Raw genomic sequence first — 735 nt, 5'->3', positions numbered from 1 at the left:
TCGATCCCGTTAACTCCCAAAGGTCCCGTAGTGTAGCGGTTATCACGTCGCCCTGTCACGGCGAAGATCGCGGGTTCGATTCCCGTCGGGACCGTTTAAGATAACGCAAGTTATTTTAGACTCGTTAGCTCAGTTGGTAGAGCAATTGACTTTTAATCAATGGGTCACTGGTTCGAGCCCAGTACGGGTCATATCTGCGGGTTTGGCGGAATTGGCAGACGCACCAGATTTAGGATCTGGCGCTTAACGGCGTGGGGGTTCAAGTCCCTTAACCCGCATTAAGATATAATAAATGAGCCGGCTTAGCTCAGTTGGTAGAGCATCTGATTTGTAATCAGAGGGTCGCGTGTTCAAGTCATGTAGCCGGCATTTTTAGATAGAAGAAAACAGTGCGAACGTAGTTCAGTGGTAGAACACCACCTTGCCAAGGTGGGGGTCGCGGGTTCGAATCCCGTCGTTCGCTTAGAGAGGCCGGGGTGGCGGAACTGGCAGACGCACAGGACTTAAAATCCTGCGATTGGTAACGATCGTACCGGTTCGATTCCGGTCCTCGGCATAAACTAATGAGCACCCTTAGCTCAACTGGATAGAGTACCTGACTACGAATCAGGCGGTTAGAGGTTCGACTCCTCTAGGGTGCATTTTTCTATTTAACTCGGGAAGTAGCTCAGCTTGGTAGAGTACTTGGTTTGGGACCAAGGTGTCGCAGGTTCGAATCCTGTCTTCCCGATTCAT

The 735-nt window shown here is 50.6% G+C and carries 8 tRNA genes; all 8 read left to right on the top strand.

Going from position 1 to position 735, the window contains the following annotated elements:
* The first annotated feature begins 21 nt into the window (after positions 1-21).
* Positions 22-94 (top strand) — tRNA-Asp (locus HT701_RS11060).
* A 24-nt stretch (positions 95-118) separates the two neighbouring features.
* Positions 119-191: transfer RNA gene (locus HT701_RS11055), tRNA-Lys, on the top strand.
* A 5-nt stretch (positions 192-196) separates the two neighbouring features.
* Positions 197-278 (top strand) — tRNA-Leu (locus tag HT701_RS11050).
* Between the two features lie 18 nt (positions 279-296).
* Positions 297-369, top strand: a tRNA-Thr gene (locus HT701_RS11045).
* 22 nt (positions 370-391) lie between these two features.
* Positions 392-463, top strand: a tRNA-Gly gene (locus HT701_RS11040).
* Between the two features lie 7 nt (positions 464-470).
* Positions 471-556, top strand: a tRNA-Leu gene (locus tag HT701_RS11035).
* 11 nt (positions 557-567) lie between these two features.
* A tRNA-Arg gene (locus HT701_RS11030) sits at positions 568-641 on the top strand.
* 15 nt (positions 642-656) lie between these two features.
* Positions 657-730, top strand: a tRNA-Pro gene (locus HT701_RS11025).
* The last annotated feature ends 5 nt before the right edge of the window (positions 731-735 follow it).

Origin of the sequence: Streptococcus sp. 10824 (genome assembly GCF_013276595.1) — a bacterium.
Taxonomy (GTDB): domain Bacteria; phylum Bacillota; class Bacilli; order Lactobacillales; family Streptococcaceae; genus Streptococcus; species Streptococcus pseudopneumoniae.
The sequence above is the reverse complement of the archived record's forward strand: the minus strand, read 5'-3'. Positions and strand labels throughout refer to the sequence as shown.